The 20,276-nt window shown below is 53.5% G+C and carries 22 protein-coding genes and 1 riboswitch; of the genes, 14 read left to right on the top strand and 8 right to left on the bottom strand.

Features of this window, described 5'->3' with window-relative positions; genetic code table 11:
* Positions 1-74 precede the first annotated feature (74 nt).
* Positions 75-1,502, top strand: a complete 1,428-nt coding sequence (hldE, locus tag WFP70_RS11665; protein WP_337023399.1) for a bifunctional D-glycero-beta-D-manno-heptose-7-phosphate kinase/D-glycero-beta-D-manno-heptose 1-phosphate adenylyltransferase HldE — start codon at positions 75-77, stop codon at positions 1,500-1,502.
* Between the two features lie 237 nt (positions 1,503-1,739).
* On the opposite strand, the gene ubiK is transcribed toward hldE, so the two are convergent.
* Entirely contained in the window at positions 1,740-2,045 is a 306-nt protein-coding gene (ubiK, locus tag WFP70_RS11670) for a ubiquinone biosynthesis accessory factor UbiK (RefSeq protein ID WP_034828368.1), read from the bottom strand.
* 171 nt (positions 2,046-2,216) lie between these two features.
* Positions 2,217-2,366, top strand: a riboswitch (FMN riboswitch).
* A gap of 111 nt (positions 2,367-2,477) precedes the next feature.
* On the opposite strand from ubiK, the gene ribB reads away from it, so the two are divergent.
* A complete protein-coding gene (ribB, locus tag WFP70_RS11675; RefSeq protein WP_034828370.1) occupies positions 2,478-3,134 on the top strand; it encodes a 3,4-dihydroxy-2-butanone-4-phosphate synthase in 657 nt (218 codons plus the stop codon).
* 219 nt (positions 3,135-3,353) lie between these two features.
* Complete coding sequence (gene ygiD / locus WFP70_RS11680) at positions 3,354-4,139, top strand: 4,5-DOPA dioxygenase extradiol (RefSeq protein WP_337023398.1); 786 nt, start codon at positions 3,354-3,356, stop codon at positions 4,137-4,139.
* 37 nt (positions 4,140-4,176) lie between these two features.
* Here ygiD and WFP70_RS11685 read toward each other — a convergent pair whose 3' ends face one another.
* The 3 genes from WFP70_RS11685 to tolC form a co-directional block, all read right to left on the bottom strand.
* Positions 4,177-5,340 carry a glutathionylspermidine synthase family protein gene (locus WFP70_RS11685; protein WP_337023397.1) on the bottom strand — a complete coding sequence of 388 codons (1,164 nt, stop codon included), beginning with the start codon at positions 5,338-5,340 and terminating at the stop codon, positions 4,177-4,179.
* Positions 5,341-5,348: 8 nt separating this feature from the next.
* Positions 5,349-6,038, bottom strand: a complete 690-nt coding sequence (locus WFP70_RS11690; RefSeq protein WP_097118143.1) for a DUF1190 family protein — start codon at positions 6,036-6,038, stop codon at positions 5,349-5,351.
* Positions 6,039-6,179: 141 nt separating this feature from the next.
* Positions 6,180-7,652 (bottom strand): outer membrane channel protein TolC, encoded by a 1,473-nt coding sequence (gene tolC / locus WFP70_RS11695; protein ID WP_160868635.1) that lies wholly within the window; start codon positions 7,650-7,652, stop codon positions 6,180-6,182.
* Between the two features lie 212 nt (positions 7,653-7,864).
* On the opposite strand from tolC, the gene nudF reads away from it, so the two are divergent.
* The 10 genes from nudF to WFP70_RS11745 all read left to right on the top strand — a co-directional run bounded on the left by nudF (position 7,865) and on the right by WFP70_RS11745 (position 16,318).
* Positions 7,865-8,500: an ADP-ribose diphosphatase gene (nudF, locus tag WFP70_RS11700; RefSeq protein WP_058961938.1), complete on the top strand. Its 636-nt coding sequence runs from the start codon at positions 7,865-7,867 to the stop codon at positions 8,498-8,500.
* The gene (locus tag WFP70_RS11705) at positions 8,497-8,922 is read left to right on the top strand and encodes a DUF1249 family protein (protein WP_034828381.1); all 426 of its coding nucleotides are present in this window, start codon (positions 8,497-8,499) and stop codon (positions 8,920-8,922) included. Before nudF ends, WFP70_RS11705 begins: the two co-directional genes overlap by 4 nt.
* 37 nt (positions 8,923-8,959) lie before the next feature.
* Positions 8,960-9,787 carry a 3',5'-cyclic-AMP phosphodiesterase gene (gene cpdA / locus WFP70_RS11710; RefSeq protein ID WP_160833688.1) on the top strand — a complete coding sequence of 276 codons (828 nt, stop codon included), beginning with the start codon at positions 8,960-8,962 and terminating at the stop codon, positions 9,785-9,787.
* A 3-nt stretch (positions 9,788-9,790) separates the two neighbouring features.
* Entirely contained in the window at positions 9,791-10,372 is a 582-nt protein-coding gene (gene yqiA, locus WFP70_RS11715) for an esterase YqiA (protein WP_337023396.1), read from the top strand.
* 47 nt (positions 10,373-10,419) lie between these two features.
* On the top strand, positions 10,420-12,315 hold the full coding sequence (parE, locus tag WFP70_RS11720; protein ID WP_160868637.1) for a DNA topoisomerase IV subunit B: 1,896 nt from the start codon (positions 10,420-10,422) through the stop codon (positions 12,313-12,315).
* 151 nt (positions 12,316-12,466) lie between these two features.
* Positions 12,467-12,982 (top strand): sigma-70 family RNA polymerase sigma factor, encoded by a 516-nt coding sequence (locus tag WFP70_RS11725; protein WP_034828390.1) that lies wholly within the window; start codon positions 12,467-12,469, stop codon positions 12,980-12,982.
* Complete coding sequence (locus tag WFP70_RS11730) at positions 12,979-13,731, top strand: anti-sigma factor family protein (protein WP_337023395.1); 753 nt, start codon at positions 12,979-12,981, stop codon at positions 13,729-13,731. Before WFP70_RS11725 ends, WFP70_RS11730 begins: the two co-directional genes overlap by 4 nt.
* A gap of 103 nt (positions 13,732-13,834) precedes the next feature.
* The gene (locus tag WFP70_RS11735; RefSeq protein WP_337023394.1) at positions 13,835-14,848 is read left to right on the top strand and encodes a beta-propeller fold lactonase family protein; all 1,014 of its coding nucleotides are present in this window, start codon (positions 13,835-13,837) and stop codon (positions 14,846-14,848) included.
* 30 nt (positions 14,849-14,878) lie between these two features.
* A complete protein-coding gene (locus WFP70_RS11740) occupies positions 14,879-15,304 on the top strand; it encodes a nuclear transport factor 2 family protein (RefSeq protein ID WP_337023393.1) in 426 nt (141 codons plus the stop codon).
* 114 nt (positions 15,305-15,418) lie between these two features.
* A complete protein-coding gene (locus WFP70_RS11745; RefSeq protein ID WP_337023392.1) occupies positions 15,419-16,318 on the top strand; it encodes a LysR substrate-binding domain-containing protein in 900 nt (299 codons plus the stop codon).
* A gap of 32 nt (positions 16,319-16,350) precedes the next feature.
* Here WFP70_RS11745 and WFP70_RS11750 read toward each other — a convergent pair whose 3' ends face one another.
* Both WFP70_RS11750 and WFP70_RS11755 read right to left on the bottom strand, forming a co-directional pair.
* A complete protein-coding gene (locus tag WFP70_RS11750) occupies positions 16,351-16,659 on the bottom strand; it encodes a putative quinol monooxygenase (RefSeq protein WP_058961933.1) in 309 nt (102 codons plus the stop codon).
* 31 nt (positions 16,660-16,690) lie between these two features.
* A complete protein-coding gene (locus tag WFP70_RS11755) occupies positions 16,691-17,272 on the bottom strand; it encodes an NAD(P)H-dependent oxidoreductase (protein WP_034828398.1) in 582 nt (193 codons plus the stop codon).
* Between the two features lie 163 nt (positions 17,273-17,435).
* Here WFP70_RS11755 and WFP70_RS11760 point away from each other — a divergent pair, with 163 nt between their 5' ends.
* On the top strand, positions 17,436-18,200 hold the full coding sequence (locus tag WFP70_RS11760) for a transporter substrate-binding domain-containing protein (RefSeq protein WP_045831819.1): 765 nt from the start codon (positions 17,436-17,438) through the stop codon (positions 18,198-18,200).
* An 85-nt stretch (positions 18,201-18,285) separates the two neighbouring features.
* Here WFP70_RS11760 and WFP70_RS11765 read toward each other — a convergent pair whose 3' ends face one another.
* Both WFP70_RS11765 and WFP70_RS11770 read right to left on the bottom strand, forming a co-directional pair.
* Entirely contained in the window at positions 18,286-19,149 is an 864-nt protein-coding gene (locus tag WFP70_RS11765; protein ID WP_034828403.1) for a ketose-bisphosphate aldolase, read from the bottom strand.
* A gap of 268 nt (positions 19,150-19,417) precedes the next feature.
* The gene (locus WFP70_RS11770) at positions 19,418-20,269 is read right to left on the bottom strand and encodes a class II fructose-bisphosphate aldolase (RefSeq protein ID WP_313377370.1); all 852 of its coding nucleotides are present in this window, start codon (positions 20,267-20,269) and stop codon (positions 19,418-19,420) included.
* Between the last annotated feature and the right edge of the window lie 7 nt (positions 20,270-20,276).

Consider the following 20,276-nt stretch of genomic DNA (forward strand, 5'->3'; position numbering starts at 1 on the left):
ACCTGTGGCTCGAAGTCTTATCGGGGTATGTTATTATCCGCGCATAATTTTGACCGTAGTCTGGAGTCTTTGGAATGAAAGTAACGCTGCCCGCTTTTGGCAAAGCCGCTGTGCTGGTTGTTGGTGATGTCATGTTAGATCGCTACTGGTATGGCCCAACCAGCCGTATCTCGCCTGAAGCCCCGGTACCGGTGGTGAAAGTTGATACCATCGAAGAGCGTCCAGGCGGCGCGGCAAACGTGGCGATGAACATTGCTGCACTGGGTGCTGGTTCGCGTTTGATTGGCCTGACGGGTGAAGACGATGCCGCACGTGTGCTGAGTGAGACGCTGGAAAAGGTCAAAGTCGATTGTGATTTTGTCGCGGTGAAAAGCCATCCCACCATCACCAAACTGCGCGTGCTTTCTCGCAACCAGCAGCTGATCCGCCTCGATTTCGAAGAGGGTTTCGAGCAGGTTGATCCACAGCCTATTCACGATCGTATGCGTCAATCGCTGGCGCAGGCCGGTGCACTGGTGCTGTCAGATTACGCCAAAGGCGCGTTGAGCAGCGTGCAAACCATGATTCAGCTGGCGCGTGAAGCCAACGTGCCGGTGTTGATCGACCCGAAAGGCACGGATTTTGAGCGCTATCGCGGTGCGACTCTGCTGACGCCAAACCTGTCTGAATTCGAAGCCGTGGTGGGTAAATGCAAAACCGTGGAAGAGATTGTGAGCCGCGGCATGCAGCTGATCGCTGATTATGATCTCTCCGCGCTGCTGGTCACCCGCTCTGAAAACGGCATGACGTTGCTGCAACCGGGCAAAGCGCCGCTGCATCTGCCGACGCAGGCGCAGGAAGTGTTTGACGTCACCGGTGCAGGTGACACGGTGATTGGCGTGCTGGCCGCCGTGCTGGCGGCCGGAGACAGTCTGGAAGAAGCCTGTTTCCTCGCCAATGCCGCAGCGGGCGTGGTCGTGGGCAAACTCGGTACGTCCACCGTGAGCAGCGTTGAGCTGGAAAACGCTATTCATGCTCGTCCGGACAGCGGGTTTGGTGTGATGACCGAAGCCGAGCTTAAAGCAGCGGTGGCGCTGGCGCGTCAGCGCGGTGAGAAAGTGGTGATGACCAACGGCGTGTTCGACATCTTGCATGCGGGCCACGTTTCCTATCTTGCCAATGCACGTAAGCTGGGTGACCGTCTGATTGTTGCGGTAAACAGTGATGCTTCTACCAAACGTCTGAAAGGTGAAACCCGTCCGGTTAACCCGCAGGAAAACCGTATGATCGTGCTCGGTGCGCTGGAAGCGGTGGATTGGGTGGTGCTGTTTGAAGAAGATACGCCACAGCGTTTGATTGCCGGTGTGTTACCGGATCTGCTGGTGAAGGGCGGCGATTATAAGCCGGAAGATATTGCGGGCAGTAAAGAGGTTTGGGCTAACGGCGGTGACGTGCGCGTGCTGAACTTTGAAGACGGTATCTCCACCTCTAACATCATCAAGACGATTCGCAGCCACTCATGATGAGCATTGAGATCCCAGAAGATTCGCTGTCATTAAAAGCGAGCACTGGGATTTTCAATGATTCGCAGCCACTCACGGCGAGCACTAAGATTCCAGATGATTCGCTATCACTCACGGCGAGCGAAGAAGCAAGCGTATTCTGACTAAACAGGCGGCCCAATGGCCGCCTGTTGTTGTCTGCGAGCAATGTAAGCTCAGCGGGTGTTTTCGAGCAATATACGCCGCCGAGTCAGCGAATTACTGCGGAGTGTCGATCTTACCCGCCGGGTCCGGTGTCACCACCGCAGGTGCCGGTGCGGCTGGGCTCTCACTCTCCAGTTTTGCCAGGCGCTGTTCCAGTGCGGCCAACTTCTCGCGCGTGCGCAGCAGTACCTGCGTCTGCACATCAAACTCTTCACGATTCACCAAATCCATGCGGGTTAACTGCGCCTGCAGCACCTGACGAATTTTCTTTTCGACATCGTCGCCAAAGTCGCGAATCCCTTTTGGCATGGCTTCATGGACCTGGCGAGCCAGTTGTTCAATTTTTTTCGTGTCGATCATGATGATTTCCTGGTTGCGGTGGCTGATAACAGCACGTGTTCCGACTCAACAAAGGTTAAGTGTAATGCCTGAAACGAAAAGGTTAAACCTGAATTCCGCATCGCAGTAAATGCAAAAGCATTTGCGCTTTTGTCGATTGCCCGTCCAGATGATTGGCGTTATAGTGACCTCGCTTATTCTCAGGGCGGGGCGAAATTCCCCACCGGCGGTAAATCAGCTTCGCCTGAAAGCCCGCGAGCGCTTTCGCTGCAAAGTGAAAGGTCAGCAGATCCGGTGTAATTCCGGGGCCGACGGTTAGAGTCCGGATGGGAGAGGGTAACGACATCAGCCGGGCTTACGCCCGCGTCACGTTTTTGCCATGTGTATTATTTGCGCACTCCTAAGCACGCCCTGGTTCTGGTAACTCATATATTTTTTATAAGGTTTTTTACCATGAATCAGACGCTTCTTTCTGAATTTGGCACGCCGGAACAGCGTGTAGAACGCGCCATCGATGCGCTGCGCAACGGTCGCGGTGTGATGGTGCTCGACGATGAAAATCGTGAAAACGAAGGTGACATGATCTTTGCCGCCGAAACCATGACCGTAGAGCAAATGGCATTAACCATTCGCCACGGCAGCGGCATTGTCTGCTTGTGCATTACTGAAGAACGCCGCCAGCAGTTGGATCTGCCGATGATGGTAGAAACCAACACCAGCTCTTATGGCACCGGCTTTACCGTCACCATCGAAGCAGCGGAAGGTGTCACCACCGGTGTTTCTGCCGCTGACCGCGTCACCACGATTCGTGCCGCTGTGGCAGATGGCGCGAAGCCGAGCGATCTCAACCGTCCAGGCCATGTCTTCCCGCTGCGCGCGCGCGAAGGCGGTGTGCTGACGCGTGGTGGTCACACTGAAGCCACTATCGATTTGGTGACATTAGCAGGTTTCAAACCCGCCGGTGTGCTGTGTGAATTGACCAATGACGACGGCAGCATGGCGCATGCGCCAGAAGCGATTGTGTTTGCCAAACAACACGATATGCCGGTCGTAACGATTGAAGATCTGGTGGCTTATCGCCGCGAGCGTGAAACGCGCCAGGCAAGTTAAGCCTCAGTTATCGTCATCAAAAGATCCGCGGCTTTCCAGGCTGCGGATTTTTTATAGCGCATAAGTACATCTTAAAACCCCATTTTCACCGTCCATCCACTCCGCCATTTCTTATTCAAATTCCCTGATAGAGATCATCACAGTTATCAGCGTTAATCCCGGCACGAAAGCGCGTATCGTAGCGGCTAATAAAGCGACACTTTCGTCAGAGGAACCATCATGAGCCACAACCGTATGCCCGCCCTGTTTTTAGGTCACGGCAGTCCGATGAACGTATTGGAAGACAATACCTATACCCGCGCATGGCAGCATCTGGGTGCAACATTGCCACGTCCGCGCGCCATTCTCGCGGTGTCGGCACACTGGTACACACGCGGTACGGCGGTAACGGCCATGCATAATCCTCGCACCATCCATGATTTTGGTGGCTTCCCGCAGGCGCTGTTTGATGTGCGTTATCCGGCTCCGGGCTCGCCAGAGCTGGCACAGCAAGTGATCGATCTGCTGGCACCGATTGACGTGCATGCCGACCAGGAGTGGGGATTTGATCACGGCTCATGGGGCGTGTTAGCCAAAATGTATCCGCAAGCCGATATCCCAGTGGTGCAGTTAAGTATCGATGGGACAAAACCAGCGGAATGGCACTTCGAACTGGGTCGTAAACTGGCATCGCTGCGTGACGAAGGGGTGATGATCGTCGCCAGCGGCAACGTGGTGCACAACTTGCGGATGCTGCGCTGGCAGGGTGCTGCGACCAGCTATCCGTGGGCTGAAAGCTTCAATGAATTCGTGCGTGAGAATTTGAGCTTTGCCGGTGAAGCAGCAGATCATCCGTTGGTGAATTATTTGCAGCACGAAGGTGCAGAGATGTCCAACCCAACGCCAGAACACTATCTGCCGTTGCTCTATATCCTCGGCGCGCGTGCAGCTGAGGAGTCGATCAGCATTCCGGTAGAAGGGATGGAGATGGGCGCTATCAGTATGCTTTCGGTGCAGGTCAGTTAATGCACTGGCCGCCCGCGTCTCGCGGGCGGCACTGCATTTATTCGATAAAGGTATGCGGGTAGAAGCGTGACAGATCCTGAGTGATCAGCGCGCGATCTTCACGAATGCCGATGCCAGCAGGTTGATCGTCAATCAGCCAGCTACCGATCAAGGTGTAGCTGTCGCCGAACTTCGGCAACGGATGGAATTGCTGGATGATCATTCCCTCTTCGCCGTACGGACCTTCAGCACGGGCGATCTCCTGGCCGTTTTCAATGATGCGAATATTGGCGCCTTCACGTGAAAACAGCGGTTTCACCACGTACTTGTCCATCTGCGGGGCATTTTTGTCGTCGGCAAAGTAGGCGGGCAGCAGATTGGGATGGTCAGGAAACATTTCCCACAGCAGCGGCAGCAGCGCTTTATTTGAGATAATGCTTTTCCACGCCGGTTCTAACCAACGCACACCGGCATCTGCCAGCTTGGTGGAGAACACTTCACGCAGCATAAATTCCCACGGATAAAGCTTAAACAGGTTGCTGATCACCTGATCATGCTGATCGGTAAACTGGCCTCTTTCACCCAACCCAATTTCATCGATATACAGGAATTCATTCGGCAGGCCGGCTTCGGTGGCGCAATCCTGCATGTACTGTACTGTGGCACGATCTTCTTCGGTGTCACGGCAGCAGGCAAAGTGCAGCCAGTTAAAACCGTGCTCCTGATGCAACGCGGTAAAGCGCTCAATCAGCTTTTCCTGCAGGCTATTAAACTGGTCACTGCCTTGTGGCAGGTTGCCCGCATTGACTTGATCTTCCAGCCAGATCCACTGGAAAAAGGCGGCTTCATACAGAGAGGTCGGCGTGTCGGCGTTATTCTCCAGCAGCTTGGCATCGCCTTTACCGTCCCAGGCTAAATCCAGACGGGAATAGAGCGACGGCTGACGCAGCTTCCACGAGTCTCGTACGAAGTCCCAGGTGTGTTTAGGAATGCAGAAGCGGGTGAGCAGTTCATCACTGTTCACCACTTTTTCCACCGCCTGCAGACACATCTGATGCAGTTCAGCGGTGGTATCTTCTAATTGCTCAACCTGTGCGAGGGTGAACTGGTAGTAAGCGTCTTCACACCAATAAGGTTCACCGTACATGGTGTGAAACTGGAAGCCATATTCGTTGGCTTTTTCGCGCCAGTCCGGACGTTCGCTGATAGCAATACGTTGCATACTGCGGCTTAGCCTCCCATCGAGCGGCTGCTGCCAGTGCTGCTGCGATTGGTGCTGGTGGCATTGCTGCGCTGCAGGGTGTTTTGTTTCGCAACGCTCTCGCCGAAGCCACCACGCGTGATGGTGGAGGTGGTCGCTGGCTTAGGTGCCATGGCGGTTTTCGGCACGTTCATGCTGCGGCCTGAGGTCGCTGCACCATAGTTTTTGCCGGAAGCATCGACAAACTGACCGTTAGCTGGGCTGTTCGGGGTTTTCGGTGAGAACAAGGGTTGCTGCGCAAAGCCCGCGCCGCCGCCCATCATGCGACCCATCATGTAACCGGCCATCAGCGGCATCCAGAAGCTACCGCTCTGCTGCGCTTCGGCATTGTTGGTGCTACCGACACCGGCCTGGGCAGGAGTTTGCTGGCACTGATTCTCACCGAACTCTGCGACGCAATCTTCGCGCGTGGCGTATTTCGGTGCGGTGCGTTCGGCTTCTTTCTTCGCATTGTTATACGCAGTGGTACATTGCGCGCTCTGGCTAGGGTTAGCTTTCGCACAATCATCCGCGTTTTGGTACAGCGATACTGTCTCATCGCTTTGTTCGCAGCCAGCCAGCATAAACACTGCGGTAACCGCGAGTGCCACTGGCGTTAAATGGCGTGCCTGCCAGCTTTTACGAAAAGCGGCATGACGAATATGTTTAGTCCGTTTCATTATTTTCATCCTGTGCCCAAAGGTGGGGCTTAGGATAGGTGATGAGTGGTGGAAAATGAAGCGAGAAGCCGGATGGCTGGGGGATCTTTACGTTGTTATACGTTTGAATGCGAAAGGGGCCGCAAGCGGCCCCTTAAGGGATTAATTACCGAAAGGATTTCCGCTGCTGTGCGCGGCAGCCGGGCGCGCTTTCGCGGCGGCTGAAGGTGCCGAAGTTTTCGGACCATTATCGACACGTGAAGCCTGCTGGCTGTTTTCCGGTGCCACCACTTCAGGTGCGGTGGTGATTTCCTTGCCCAGCGTGCTGTTCAGCTGCTGCAGGTCCTGCTCATTCAACGTACCCAGCGCATATTTGATGTTCAGCTGGTTAATCAGGTAGCTGTAACGCGCATCAGAAAGTTGCTGTTTAGAGTTGAACAGGGTCGTGGTCGCATCCAGCACATCAACGATGGTACGGGTACCCACCTGATAACCGGCTTCCATCGCATCCAATGAGCTCTGAGCAGACACAACGGCCTGTTTGTAAGCATCGATGCTGCTGATAGACGCGTTGACATTGTTGAACGAAGAACGCACGGTCTGAATCGCACTACGATGTGCGCCTTCCAGCTGTTCGCTGGCGGCAACAAAGTTGTACTGCGCTTGTTTCACCTGCGAGGTCACCGAACCACCGCTGTACAGCGGCAGGGAGAAGCTCAGGCCAACCTGGTTGGAACCCGTGATGGAGTCAGTGGTGCCAGAACTCTGGTTAGCACGGCTGCCGCCATATTTGCTGTTAGACACACCAGTAGAGGCAGTCAGATCCAGCGTTGGCATATGACCAGACTCAGCAGAGCGAATTTGCTCGCGCGCCAGGTCCTGGCTTAAACGTGCAGATAACAGGCTGAGATTGCGGCTTTCAGCCTGCTTCAGCAAGGAAGCAACGGCATCCGGGCGTGCGGTTTTGAAACGATCAATATTCAGTGAAGCCAGTGCCAGATAATCCATACCGGTAATCTGACGCAGCGATTCCACCGCGTTATCAAGGTTGTTACGCGCGGTCACTTCGCTGGCCAGCACGCTGTCGTACTGCGCACGGGCGTTCTGCACGTCAGTGATCGCCACCAGACCCACGTTAAAGCGTTGGGTGGTTTGATCCAATTCGCGGTAGATCGACTGTTTCTGCGCTTCTGTGTAAGAAAGGGTATCAATCGCCTTCAACACGTTGAAATACGCCGTTGCGGTATTCAGAATCAGATCCTGCTGTGCAACCTGATAAGTCACATCCTGAATCCCGGCGGTTTTTTCCTGCAGCGACAGCGCACGCCATTTCGACATATCGAAAATGGTTTGTGTTAATTGCAGAGAAGCGCTGGTCGTGTTGGAATGAAGACCGCTGCTGTCACGGTAACCGTTGTTATAGGTATAATCTGCGCCCAGACCGAGCTGTGGCAATAAAGGGCTACGCGCTTCGTTAATTTTCTCAAAGGCTGCATCACGGTCAGCGGCTGAAGCACGCAGATCCGGGTTGCTAAGGCGCGCCTGCTGGTAAACCTGCAACAGGTTCTCTGCCTGGCTGGCAAGGCTAAATCCGCCCAGGCTCAACCCAATAAAAAGTGGGAGCAGTTTTTTCATTTGCATTCCTTTTGTTGCAGCAAATTGCACTGGTAGTGCTGCAGGTAAGCCAAAAAATAATCGCCGATTCTACAGAGGCGGCGTCAGAGATAAGTTGGCTGAACGTGCCTTCTTCCCCTAATTTACGTAAATAATTCAGAAAGAACCACTCGGACGGAGCACAAGGGTTGGCTTTTCTTCGCTCCATCCCAATCTGCATAAGGAACCAGATGATGGCGGGTGAAAAAAAATCCCCTGTGACTTTCACAAAAAACGATGTAGAAATTATTGCACGCGATACACGCTACGATGGTTTTTTTTCCATTATTAGCTACCGTTTCCGCCATCGCCGCTTTAATGGCGAGATGAGCGGTGAGGTGGTACGCGAAGTTTTTGAGCGCGGACACGCCGCCGTGCTGCTACCCTATGATCCCTTACGCGACGAAGTGGTGCTAATCGAACAGATTCGCATCCCGGCTTATGATTCCAGCCCAACGCCCTGGCTGCTGGAAATGGTGGCCGGTATCATTGAACCCGGTGAAACGCCGGAAGATGTGGCGCGTCGCGAAGCCGGAGAAGAAGCAGGCCTCAAGGTCGGGCGTGTGAAACCGATAGTGAATTACTTAGCCAGCCCAGGCGGAACGTCTGAACGTTTGTCGGTGCTGGTGGGCGAAGTGGATGCCAGCCTGGCAGAGGGGAATCACGGGCTGGAGGAAGAGAATGAGGATATTCTTGTCCATGTGGTGAGCCGCGAACAGGCTTATCGCTGGGTGGAAGAGGGGATTATTGATAACGCGGCATCTGTCATCGCCCTGCAATGGCTGGCGTTGCACCATGAAAAACTACGACAAGAGTGGAAGCTAAAATGAAACAGCGCTATACCCCTGACTTTCCCGAAATGATGCGATTGTGCGAAACCAATTTCGCCCAACTGCGTCGCCTGCTGCCGCGTGATGACGAGGCAGGCGCGTCGGTGATCTATCAGGTGAGCGGCGCCCGTTATCAGCTGACTATTCAAGAGTCGACGCGTTATACCACGCTGGTGGAGATTCGCCAGGTGGCCCCGGCAGTAAGTTACTGGAGCCTGCCATCCATGTCCGTTCGGCTGTACCATGATGCGATGGTCGCTGAAGTGTGTTCCACTCAGCAGATCTATCGCTTCAAAGCGCGCTATGATTACCCTAATAAAAAACTGCATCAGCGCGATGAAAAACATCAGATTAACCAGTTTCTTGCAGATTGGTTGCGCTATTGTCTGGCGCACGGTGCTGTAGCAGTGCCGGTCTGCTGATAGCATACAACTATGGCGTGGAGAGAAAGGAAACGCTTTGGATAGCCTGCTTACTCTTCCTGCGGCAAATGGGGCCGATATCAGGATTTTACAAATCACGGACACCCATCTTTTTGCAGGAAAACATCAATCGCTGCTTGGGGTAAATACCTGGTCGAGTTTTGATGCGGTGCTGGACGCCATCATGGCACAACAGCGCGATTATGATTTGATTATCGCCACCGGCGATCTCGCCCAGGATCACACCGTCGAAGCTTATCAACACTTTGTAGCGGGCATTTCACGCCTGCCAAAGCCGTGTGTCTGGCTGCCGGGGAATCACGATTTTCAGCCCGCGATGGTCAATACACTTGCCGATGCCGGAATCGCTTCCGATAAACATGTGCTGTTGGGTGAGCACTGGCAGTTGGTGCTGCTGGATAGTCAGGTCTTTGGTGTGCCGCATGGCATGTTAAGCGAATACCAACTCGAGTGGCTCGACAAGGCGCTGCGCCAGCATCCTGAGCGCCATACGCTGGTGTTGCTGCACCATCATCCGCTCGCTTCCGGCTGTACCTGGCTGGATCAGCATAGCTTGCGCAATCCCCATCAATTAGAAGCGGTGCTGCAACACTTCCCGCGTGCGCGTAATCTGGTGTGTGGCCACATTCATCAGGAATTAGATCTCGACTGGCATGGTCGTCGCGTGCTGGCTTCTCCTTCGACCTGCGTGCAGTTCAAACCGCATTGCACCAACTTCACCATCGATAACGTCGCGCCAGGTTGGCGCTGGTTAACCCTGAAGGCAGATGGCGTACTGGAAACCGAAGTGAATCGTCTGCAAAGCGATCTGTTCCGCCCCGATTTAGATTCCGAGGGCTACTAAGCGATGGCGGTGCTGATCTATCTGCACGGATTCAACAGCTCTCCGCAATCGGCCAAAGCCACGCAACTGCAACAGTGGGTAACGGAACATCATCCGCACATCAATGTGCTGGTGCCGCAACTGCCCACGTTCCCCGCCGAAGCCGCCAGCATGCTGGAAGAGCTGGTGATGCAGCACGCCGGTGAACCGCTCGGCCTGGTGGGATCGTCGCTCGGGGGCTACTTCGCGACTTGGCTCTCGCAATGCTTTATGCTGCCGGCGGTGGTGGTCAATCCAGCGGTGCGCCCGTTTGAGCTGCTGGTGGATTATCTCGGCGAGAACCGTAATCCCTACACCGGCCAGCAATATGTGTTAGAGTCACGCCACATTTACGATCTGAAAGTCATGCAGATTGACCCTCTCGAAGCGCCCGATTTACTCTGGCTGCTGCAACAGACCGGCGATGAAGTACTCGATTACCGCCAGGCGCTGGAATACTACAGCGCATGCCGCCAAACGGTCGAAGAGGGTGGCAATCATGCTTATATCGGATTCGAACGCCATTTTGCGCAGATCATTGATTTTCTGGGATTAAATGCTCCCTGATTGCTGCGAGATGGACCCCTATTCCTATTGCTAATCAGACAGTTACGATGAGCCAATCAAGTTATAATGCCGATGCCATTGAGGTCTTAACCGGCCTTGAACCGGTGCGTCGTCGTCCGGGGATGTACACCGATACCACGCGCCCAAACCATCTGGGCCAGGAAGTGATCGATAACAGTGTCGATGAGGCGCTGGCGGGTCACGCCAGGCGCGTGGAAGTGATCCTGCATGCGGATCAGTCACTGGAAGTCATCGATGACGGTCGCGGCATGCCGGTAGATATTCATCCGGAAGAGGGTGTGCCAGCGGTTGAGCTGATTCTTTGCCGTCTGCATGCGGGCGGTAAATTCTCCAACAAAAACTACCAGTTCTCCGGCGGCTTGCACGGTGTGGGGATTTCGGTGGTCAACGCCCTGTCAAAACGCGTTGAAGTCACCGTGCGCCGCAATGGCGAGATCTACGATATTGCCTTCGAAAATGGCGATAAAGTGCAGGATCTGACGGTGACCGGCACGGTCGGCAAACGTAACACTGGCACGCGCGTGCATTTCTGGCCGGATGAGAGTTTCTTCGACAGTCCACGCTTCTCGGTGTCGCGCCTGACGCATGTGTTGAAAGCCAAAGCGGTGCTCTGTCCGGGCGTGGAGATCGTGTTCAAAGACAAGGTCAATGATACCGAGCAGACATGGCTCTATCATGGCGGCCTCTCTGATTACTTATCAGAAGCAGTCAACGGCCTCCCCACCTTGCCGGAAAAACCCTTTGTCGGCAGCTTCGCGGGTGATGTGGAAGCGGTGGATTGGGCGTTACTATGGCTACCAGAAGGCGGCGAACTGCTGACTGAAAGCTACGTCAACCTGATTCCCACCATGCAAGGTGGGACGCACGTTAACGGTCTGCGTCAGGGCTTGCTGGATGCGATGCGTGAGTTCTGCGAGTTCCGCAATATCCTGCCACGCGGCGTGAAACTGTCTGCGGAAGATATTTGGGATCGCTGCGCCTACGTGCTGTCGGTCAAAATGCAGGATCCACAGTTCGCCGGTCAAACCAAAGAGCGTCTCTCTTCGCGTCAGTGCGCGGCATTTGTCTCGGCTATCGTGAAAGATGCTTTCAGCTTGTGGTTGAACCAGAACGTGCAAGCCGCCGAAATGCTGGCCGAACTGGCGATCTCCAGTGCTCAGCGTCGTATGCGCGCGGCCAAGAAAGTGGTGCGTAAAAAGCTCACCAGCGGACCGGCACTGCCGGGCAAACTGGCAGACTGTAGTGCACAGGATCTGAATCGCACCGAACTCTTCCTGGTGGAAGGGGACTCCGCAGGTGGATCGGCCAAGCAGGCGCGCGATCGTGATTATCAGGCGATCATGCCGCTTAAAGGTAAGATCCTGAACACCTGGGAAGTCTCATCGGACGAAGTGCTGGCCTCGCAGGAAGTTCATGATATTTCTGTGGCGATCGGTATCGATCCCGACAGTGAAGATCTGAGCCAGCTGCGTTACGGCAAAATCTGTATCCTTGCGGATGCGGACTCCGATGGCTTACATATCGCCACCTTGTTGTGTGCGCTGTTTGTGAAGCACTTCCGCTCGCTGGTGCAACATGGCCATGTTTATGTCGCCATGCCACCGCTGTATCGCATCGATCTCGGCAAAGAAGTCTTTTACGCGTTGGATGAAGACGAGAAAGAGGGCGTGCTGGAACAGCTGAAGCGCAAGAAGGGCAAACCGAACGTACAGCGCTTCAAAGGTCTGGGTGAGATGAACCCGCTGCAGCTGCGTGAGACCACGCTCGACCCGAACACGCGCCGTCTGGTACAGCTGACGGTCAGCGATGATGATGTCGAGCAGACGCTGCGCGTGATGGACATGCTGCTGGCGAAGAAACGTTCTGAAGATCGCCGTAACTGGCTACAGGAAAAAGGCGACCTCGCCGACCTGGAAGCTTGATGTCCCAGACTTTTATCATGGGCTCGGATTATCGAGCCCCTAATTTCCCTGCCTCAGTCCTTCGCAAAAAAAGTTTCTCCCCGTAAGGAATAAAGTGTTCTGCTGATGCTCTTATGCATCAGAACACTCACCATTAGACAAAAGTTGCTTTATGTCCAGGAACGACATTGACCATCAAATAAAGGAACTGATCCCCCGGCTGCGCCGCTTTGCTTATTGGCTGACGCGTGACGTTCACGAGGCCGATGATCTGGTGCAATCAGCGCTGGTGCGTGCGTTGACGAAGTGGTCGATGCGACGCGAAGAGGCATCGCTAAAAAGCTGGTTATTCACCATCCTTTACCGACAATTTTTGGCGGATAAACGGCGTAAGGCACGTTATTGGGGATTACTGAGCAAGTTTAAGCATGAAGAAGCTGAGTACTGGCCATCAGCGGAAGATGAAGTGGCAACACAAGGAATGCTGGCTGCTTTTAACCACCTCTCTCAAGAGCAACGAGGCTTGCTACTTCTCATCGTCATTGAGGGGTTTAGCTATCAGGAGGCGGCAGTCATGCTAGATGTGCCGATTGGCACGGTGATGTCCCGTCTATCTCGGGCACGAAAAGCCATGCACCATCTTTGTGAGGGTAACGTCCCACGAACGACGTTGAGAGTAATGAAATGAGAATTCCGCCGAACGAACACGACTTGCATGCATATGTGGACAATCAGCTTAACGATCATGAGCGTGCCATCGTTGAACGTTATATTGCCCAGCAACCGCAAATTGCCAGGCAAGTTCAGACCTGGCAGTGGGAGGCGCGACACCTGCGAACTGCACTCTCTGAATTTCAATTGCCCCTTTTGCCTGAGAGGCTTGATCCAGCATTTATTCGGGCACGTCACGTCCAGCGATCGCGCTTACGCCTTAAACTGGCCGCCTGCTTTGTGCTCTGCGTTGTGCTAAGTTCAGTGGGGGGATGGCAAATGCATGACTGGCGAAATCAAAATGTCGCGCCAATGGGTGATGCGATAGAAGCCTATAAACTGATGGTTGTCGATGGAAGTGTTGGCGCTGATGTGGTTCAGCATCAGCCAGATACACTAAATAACTGGTTGAATCAGCACGTGGGCTCAGACGCACGCTTACCTGATTTACAATCGGCCGGCTTTAGTCCGGTGAGCGGACGTTTATTCGCAACTGAGCAAGGTGCAGCAGCCATGGTGCTATACCAGGATACATCAGGACACACCATCAGCTTTTATCTTCGCCAACCGGATTCACGTCAACCGTTGCTGAAAAGTGGTCAGCGCACTGATCACGGACTTCAGGCGCGATATGGATCTTGTCACGGTTTGAATTATGCAATGGTCGGCACGGTGAAAAATCTAAGTAATCCGAAGTTGGAACTAATAATTAATACGCTGACCTGAATTTTTTAAATTTAAATGAAGCATCAGGGAATAATGCATTATGTGAAGCATCTTATCATCAACGTCATCCATGAAGGTTGATGATTTACAGGAGTGATATGAGATGCGAATTCTTCGCTATTCAACGACGGCAGTGATATTGGCTGGGGTGATATCTTTTTATCTTCCGAGCACACTTTATGCTAAGAATGACAATAAGCATGAAGTGCACAGGGTAACTTTTGATGGAGCGATAAAAAATAACACCCTCGCCATGAATCCGAATGAAAAAATGGCAGTGGTTGCCAGCAGTGAGAATTCTGAAGTTGTCATTTATGATTTAGTCAATGGCAAGGTTCAGGGCGTGTTAAAAAATTACGTGACGCCACGCAATATCATCTTTGCACCGGATGGGAAAAGTTTTTATATCTCAGACAGCAGCAAAGGTGTTGTGGATCGTATTGATAGTGAATCTTTCCAGACCATTAACCAATACGCTATTGGGCCCGGAGCGTTTGGTACGGCGCTGAACTCTGACGGTAAAGCTTTGTACGTGAACAATCAATCCAGCGACTCGGTGACAGTTATGAACACTGAAACGGGTGTTGCGCAGGCTGTGATTAAAGGTTTTGCCCAACCGAGACAAGGTGTGCAACTGAGCCCTGATGGACATCGTTTGTATGTGACGAATTTCCTCGGGGATAAGATCACTATAGTGGATACCGCAGGAAATGAAATTATTGGAGAGATTAGCGGATTCAATAAAATTCGCGCCATTTCGGTCACGGGTGATGGTAAAACACTGTTCGCTGCTAATAGCGGAAGTAATACGGTGGCCGTTGTCGATATTACAAGTCAAAAGATCATGCTTTCTATTCCCGTGGGGGAGCAACCCTATGGCGCTGCACTCTCTCCCGATGGGGGGGTTATTTACAGTGGCAATCTCATTGATAATAGCGTCTCAGTCATTGATGCTAAGAAACTGAGTGTTATTACCACTATTACAGGCTTTGACCACCCTCGTCAGGCTCTGGTGTTCACTCGCGATAATAAATATGCCTATGTATTGAACCAGGATCTGAGTCTTTCAAAGGTAGAGCGTGCTACACAAAAAATTATTGATACCCTCAAGCTGTAAAAGATAAATAATAAAACCAAGGAGCTATATATGTTGAAACTTAAACCATTATTGATTTCCACTGTATTATTCACTTTGTCAGCGGGACAAAGTTTTGCCGCTGATGCAGATAATGCGCGAGCGCATTTTCAGGCGATTGCTGCGGGTAATATGGCTGAGATAATGGCGCATTATGCCGATAACGCGCATCTGGAATGGGTTGGAGGACCGCTGGATGGGGCCTATAACTCCAGCGATGCCATTCAGCAGGTATGGAGCAAATTCAGTACTGCCCAGGGAAATTTGCAATACACCGTGAATAACCTCACTGAAGCGAGCAATCCTAAAGGCAGCACGGTTTTAGCACAGGTGCACTTTAACGGTAAAAATGCGTTGAACGTGAGCTACATCTTGACCTACCGCGCGGGTAAAATTGTTTCTGAAATCTGGCAGGTCACGCCTAATCCCGCAAAATAATCACCATAAGTGCTGTCCTGTCGTGAGTGGCGGGGCAGCAATGGCAATTGTGTTATCCTGCCGCCTAAAACCGTACCACTGTGCCAGACGGTGCAATGCGAAAGGATAGAATGCGTGAAAATCACACTGGAAGAGCTGCGCGCCTGGGTGGTGGTAGTGGATACCGGCTCAATCACAGCGGCGGCCGAGCAGCTCGATCAAACCAGTTCTGGTATCAGCCGGGCGTTGAGTCGGCTGGAAAGCAAATTACAAACCACGCTAATGCACCGCACCACGCGGCGTCTCGCGCTCACCGAGGAAGGCTTGATCTTCCTCGATCATGCGCGCCAGATCCTTTCGTCGGTAGAAAGGGCGGAAGAGCAGATCGCCCAACGTCGCGATATCCCCTCTGGCAGATTGCGCATCAATGCCAACGCACCCTTTATGCTGCATGTGATCGTGCCGCTGGTGGCGGAATTTCGACAGCGTTACCCGCTGATTCAGCTGGAGTTGAATACCGACGACATCATGATCGATTTGCTGGAGCAGCAGACCGATATCGCGATTCGTGTCGGGGAGCTGCGTGATTCTACGCTGCGTGCCCGCGTGCTGGGCAGCAGCGCCACGCGTTTAGTGGCGAGCCCGGCTTACCTGCAGCAGTATGGCAGCCCGGAATCAGTTGAGGCGTTGTCAGCCCATCAGCTTTTGGGATTCAGCCAGCTGGATGCGCATAACGTCTGGCCCGTATGGCAGCGTGAAGGTGAGTTTTTGCAAATTAAACCCACGCTGTCGGCTTCCAGCGGAGAAACCCTACGTCAGCTGGCGCTGGCAGGCCAGGGTATTGCACGTTTGTCTGATTTTGTCAGCCGTAAGGATCGTGAGCGGGGTGATTTAGTGCAGGTGCTGGAGCAGGAGACGCGTGAATGGCGTCTGCCGGTTCATGCTGTGTATTACCGCAACCAGTCACTCACCTCGCGCATTACCTGTTTTCTCGATTTTCTGCGCGAGAAGATTGAACAAGATCGCCTGCTATAAAAAAGCCCCTGCACAGGCAGAGGCTTAGACGATTAACGAACCGGCTCTAATACCAGGATCTTCACATCCACCACATCGTCTTTAATCGTGGCGCGATGCGCATCCATATGCGGCATTTGCTGATGCTGCTCAAGATGGCGCAGCGATTCCCACTGCTCCAGCATGAAAATGGAATCTGGGGAATTTTGCTTCCACGGCACCTGCGCCTGATGGTCAACCAGCGCGTCATACTGATGGCAACCCTCTTCTTCCAGCACGGTGGGGATCAATTTATTGATGGCATCCAGCACCACATGACGGCGGCCTGGCTTGACGCAAATTTCTGCAACGACGGTTAACATAGCGCTTCCTCTTTTCCCGGTGTGCTTACAGTTAAGCAAAGATCTGGCTGAGATGAGTCCGATAACGTTCGATATCGCGCGGCACGTCCGGCATCTTGATCACATCGTTACAGATAAAGGTCGGTAAACCTTCCATGCCAAGGAACTGGTTGGCTTTGTGGAAGTGCAGATAGAGACCATCCACGCCCACGCCTTCGAAGAACTGCTCAGGATCATTAAACGCTTCCAGCGGTGCATTCCACGTCAGCGACAGCATGTATTTTTTGCCCTGAATCAGACCGCCTGAACCGTACTTTTTGCCCGCATCGCTGCGCGTACGGCCATCACTGGCATACAGTGAACCGTGGCCTTCGGTGAACACGTCATCAATGTATTTTTTCACCGTCCACGGCTCGCCCATCCACCAGCCAGGCATCTGATAAATCACCACATCGCTGTCGAGATATTTCTGCACTTCTTCTGCCACGTTGTAATCGCTGTCTGCAAGGGTGACCACCACGTTATGGCCCAGATCGCGCAGCTGGCTGGCTGCCACGTCAGTGAGGGTGTGATTCAGTTCGCCTTTCGAGTGGGCAAAAGTTTTACCGCCGTCGATGATTAAAATATTGCTCATGGATGATTCGCTCCGTTTCCCGTTGATGGCGCACACTGTACGCGCGCAGGCGAAGCAAAAAAATGCGTGATTGATCACAAGACTTTTGCTAATAAAGCAACAATGCGCAGGGCTATGCAACAATCCGCGCGCAAACCAACATCAACATAAAAAAGAAGAAACCATGAAAACCGCGATACTGAGTGCATTACTTCTGGTGAGTGGCGCTGCGTCGGCGCAATCCCACCTCGACGAGATTCGTAGCAGTAAAACCCTGAAAGTCTGTACCACGGGCGACTACAAGCCTTACAGCTATCTGCGCAGCGATGGGCAGTATGAAGGGCTGGATATCAGCATGGCGCAGTCACTGGCGGCAAGTCTGGGTGCCAAAGTGCAGTGGGTGCCAACCACCTGGAAAACCATGAGTGACGATTTCGTGGCAAAGCAGTGTGATATCGCGCTGGGTGGCGTGTCCGTTACCTTAAAACGCCAGCAGATTGCCTGGTTTGCCGAGCCGCTGGGTGTGGATGGCAAAATCCCGCTGGTGCGCTGTGATGATAAAGACAAATATCAAACCGTCGCGCAGATCAACAAGCCGAGCGTGCGGGTGATTGAACCGGCTGGCGGCACCAATGAAGCCTTTGTGCACAGCCACTTACCGCAGTCGACGCTGCAACTGGCCGATAACGTCGGTATTTTCCAGCAGCTGGTGGATAAGAAAGCCGATGTGATGATTACGGATGCGTCCGAAGCATTGTTCCAGATGAAGCACTACCCGACGCTGTGCGCCATCAATCCGGATAAGCCGATGCAGTATGGTGAAAAAGCCTACATGATTCCGCGTGATGATATGAGCTGGAAACTGTATGTCGATCAGTGGCTGCATCTTAGCACCGCCACCGGCGAATATGCGCAGATCGCCTCGCAGTGGCTGGGTGTGATTAAGTAAACTCATGCCTGATGCATCGCGCCGCTACTGGAGCGGCGCGATTATTGCGTGGCTTAAAAGGGGCAACGTGGCCCCATTCGGGTACTCAGCGATACAAACTCGCTTTACCCAATCCACCAAACAGATTCATCTTGTAGCGAATCACTGCTTTGGCGGCGGTAATCGCTTCCGGATAAATCACATTGGGATCCCACCAGGTTTCACGCGCCAGAATTTCGCGCAGTTTAGCGAAGTAGGCGTACTTCATATCGCTGGAAATATTGATTTTGCCCACGCCGAGGGTCACCGCCTCAGCAATCTCCGCATCCGGGTTAGCAGAACCCCCGTGCAGCACCAGCGGAATATCGGTACGTTGAGCAATATCCTTCAGAATATGCATCTGCAGTTCCGGCTTCATATCTTTTGGATAGATACCGTGCGCGGTGCCAATTGCCACTGCCAGGGTATCGACGCCGGTGCGCTGGATAAAATCTTCTGCCTGCGCCGGTTCGGTATAGATCACCTTGCTAACGCCACCTTCCACGGTGGTGCCGGTATCGCCAATGGTGCCGAGTTCACCTTCCACCGACACGCCCACCGAATGCGCCAGCTTCACCACCTCTTTGGTCAGCGCCACGTTCTCTTCGTACGGCAGCAGTGATCCATCGATCATCACTGACGTAAATCCACATTGGATGGCGCGCAGCACCTGCGCAATCGATGCACCGTGGTCGAGGTGAATGGTGAAGGGCACTTTGCTCTTCAGCGTGCGTTCCCGCACATAGCCAAAGAATTCATCGGTCACAAACTCCAGCTCACTCGGGTGAATCGAGATGATCGCCGGAGTGTTGGTGGCTTCGGCTTCCTCCACCACGGCACGGATAAAGCAGCTGTCTGCCACGTTAAATGCGCCGATGGCGTAGCGGTGTTCACGAGTCGGTGCCAACATCTCTTTCATTGAAATCAACATGTTAATATTTCCTCAACGTGAGTTTTACCAGAGCCGACGCGTGCGCCGACCCGATGATGGATAAAAAGGGAAATGCTTCTGATTCCTGTCGCTGCGCGACTTATCGCGCTTTATCTTGCCGCTGCTTTAAATCGCGATGAGCAAAGCGGCGTTTCAGGTGCGTATTAATGCGTCAAATCACGTGTATTCTTTTCAACGCTATGCATAAATCCGTCTCCTACGGGGCCCCGTAGGGGTGACATTTATGGCGATCTGGCGCGTCCGCGAACTACGCTTTGCCAGCCGATCCCGACCAGCTCAGATACTCAATCACCACTTCACGGCAGGCAGATTCCATCAGCCCAAGCAGATCGGCCAGTTCCGCGTGCGGATGCTGTTTAAGCGCCTGCTCAACCGCGTTTTTACCGGCATCAAACACGGCGGCACCGACGTTAATCTTCGCCACACCATGCTGACTAACGCGGCGAATATCCTCGGCGGGTGTGCCCGAACCGCCATGCAGTGCCAATGGGCGTGTTGAGACCGCATGCAGCTCCTGCAAGCGCTGGAAATCAATCTTCGGCTTCACGCCCGCTGGATACAGCCCGTGCGCAGTGCCCACCGAAATCGCCAGCAAATCGATATCGGTTTGCTCAATAAACGGCAGCACGTCAGCAACTTGCGTCATCTTCACGGAGGCATCGGCTAACTCGTAGGTCGGCGCATCGGCGATATGCCCCAGCTCGCCTTCGACGCAAACGCCAGCGGTGTGCGCCATCTTCACTACCGCTGCGGTCTGGCGAATATTTTCGGCCAGCGGATCGGCAGAGGCATCGATCATCAGGCCGGTAAAGCCGGCGCGAAACGCCTGACCAATCAGCGGAAAGGCCTTGCCGTGGTCCAGCGCCAGCGCAATCGGTACCGTGGCGTCTTTCGCCAGCGCCTGCACCAGCGGCACCGCCACGGCGGGTGGGAAGTGTGTGCTGTGACCCTGATAGACATTCAATATCAGCGGTGCACGCTGCTGTTCGGCGGCCTGAATCGCCGCCCGCGCGGTTTCAAGGTTGAAGCAGTTTATCGCCAGCACGGCATATTGCTGCTTAGCGGCGGCCTGAATCAGGTCATTCATCATGGCAAACATGGTGGCT

It is taken from the genome of Pantoea sp. USMM079, from assembly GCF_037153115.1.
Lineage (GTDB): Bacteria > Pseudomonadota > Gammaproteobacteria > Enterobacterales > Enterobacteriaceae > Pantoea > Pantoea communis.

Bases quoted from the DNA above. Each gene is read 5' to 3' on its own strand.
- hldE (WP_337023399.1), top strand. From the start codon at position 75: ATGAAAGTAACGCTGCCCGCTTTTGGCAAAGCCGCTGTGCTGGTTGTT.
- ubiK (WP_034828368.1), bottom strand. From the start codon at position 2,045: ATGATCGACACGAAAAAAATTGAACAACTGGCTCGCCAGGTCCATGAA.
- ribB (WP_034828370.1), top strand. From the start codon at position 2,478: ATGAATCAGACGCTTCTTTCTGAATTTGGCACGCCGGAACAGCGTGTA.
- ygiD (WP_337023398.1), top strand. From the start codon at position 3,354: ATGAGCCACAACCGTATGCCCGCCCTGTTTTTAGGTCACGGCAGTCCG.
- WFP70_RS11685 (WP_337023397.1), bottom strand. From the start codon at position 5,340: ATGCAACGTATTGCTATCAGCGAACGTCCGGACTGGCGCGAAAAAGCC.
- WFP70_RS11690 (WP_097118143.1), bottom strand. From the start codon at position 6,038: ATGAAACGGACTAAACATATTCGTCATGCCGCTTTTCGTAAAAGCTGG.
- tolC (WP_160868635.1), bottom strand. From the start codon at position 7,652: ATGAAAAAACTGCTCCCACTTTTTATTGGGTTGAGCCTGGGCGGATTT.
- nudF (WP_058961938.1), top strand. From the start codon at position 7,865: ATGGCGGGTGAAAAAAAATCCCCTGTGACTTTCACAAAAAACGATGTA.
- WFP70_RS11705 (WP_034828381.1), top strand. From the start codon at position 8,497: ATGAAACAGCGCTATACCCCTGACTTTCCCGAAATGATGCGATTGTGC.
- yqiA (WP_337023396.1), top strand. From the start codon at position 9,791: ATGGCGGTGCTGATCTATCTGCACGGATTCAACAGCTCTCCGCAATCG.
- parE (WP_160868637.1), top strand. From the start codon at position 10,420: ATGAGCCAATCAAGTTATAATGCCGATGCCATTGAGGTCTTAACCGGC.
- WFP70_RS11725 (WP_034828390.1), top strand. From the start codon at position 12,467: ATGTCCAGGAACGACATTGACCATCAAATAAAGGAACTGATCCCCCGG.
- WFP70_RS11730 (WP_337023395.1), top strand. From the start codon at position 12,979: ATGAGAATTCCGCCGAACGAACACGACTTGCATGCATATGTGGACAAT.
- WFP70_RS11735 (WP_337023394.1), top strand. From the start codon at position 13,835: ATGCGAATTCTTCGCTATTCAACGACGGCAGTGATATTGGCTGGGGTG.
- WFP70_RS11740 (WP_337023393.1), top strand. From the start codon at position 14,879: ATGTTGAAACTTAAACCATTATTGATTTCCACTGTATTATTCACTTTG.
- WFP70_RS11750 (WP_058961933.1), bottom strand. From the start codon at position 16,659: ATGTTAACCGTCGTTGCAGAAATTTGCGTCAAGCCAGGCCGCCGTCAT.
- WFP70_RS11755 (WP_034828398.1), bottom strand. From the start codon at position 17,272: ATGAGCAATATTTTAATCATCGACGGCGGTAAAACTTTTGCCCACTCG.
- WFP70_RS11760 (WP_045831819.1), top strand. From the start codon at position 17,436: ATGAAAACCGCGATACTGAGTGCATTACTTCTGGTGAGTGGCGCTGCG.
- WFP70_RS11765 (WP_034828403.1), bottom strand. From the start codon at position 19,149: ATGTTGATTTCAATGAAAGAGATGTTGGCACCGACTCGTGAACACCGC.
- WFP70_RS11770 (WP_313377370.1), bottom strand. From the start codon at position 20,269: ATGTTTGCCATGATGAATGACCTGATTCAGGCCGCCGCTAAGCAGCAA.